The sequence below is a fragment of the Halorubrum sp. Atlit-26R genome (genome assembly GCF_003666015.1).
Taxonomy (GTDB): domain Archaea; phylum Halobacteriota; class Halobacteria; order Halobacteriales; family Haloferacaceae; genus Halorubrum.
Window position 1 is genome coordinate 1 of sequence record NZ_QPLT01000499.1, and the last position, 456, is coordinate 456.

Annotated in this window: 1 protein-coding gene; it reads left to right on the forward strand. The window is 71.3% G+C overall.

Annotation, left to right across the window (positions count from 1 at the left end; all coding sequences use genetic code 11):
- A partial coding sequence (locus DVK07_RS21645; RefSeq protein ID WP_121598627.1) for an ABC transporter ATP-binding protein occupies positions 1-456 on the forward strand: 456 nt, incomplete at both ends.

The following is a 456-nucleotide window of genomic DNA, read 5'->3' on the forward strand; positions in this document are numbered from 1 at the left end:
CTCGACGGGGTTCACACCTACTACGGCGAGAGCCACATCCTCCAGGGGCTGTCGCTGTCGGTCGAGGAGGGCGAGATCGTCGCCCTCGTCGGCCGCAACGGCGTCGGGAAGACGACCACGCTCCGCACCGCGCTCGGGCTGACGCCGCCCCGCGAGGGAACCGTCCGGTTCGACGGGACGGACGTGACGGGGATGGAACCCCACGAGATCGCCGCCCGCGGGATGGGGTGGGTGCCGGAGGAGCGACGCGTGTTCTCTCATCTCACGGTCGAGGAGAACCTCCGGGTCGCCGCCCACTCGGCGGCCGACCCGGACGCGCGGATCGCGGAGGCGTACGAGCTGTTCCCCGCGCTCGACCGCTTCGCGGACAAGGAGGCCGGCGACCTGAGCGGCGGCCAACAGCAGATGCTCGCCATCGCCCGCGGCATGGTCGGGGACAACGACCTGCTGTTAGTC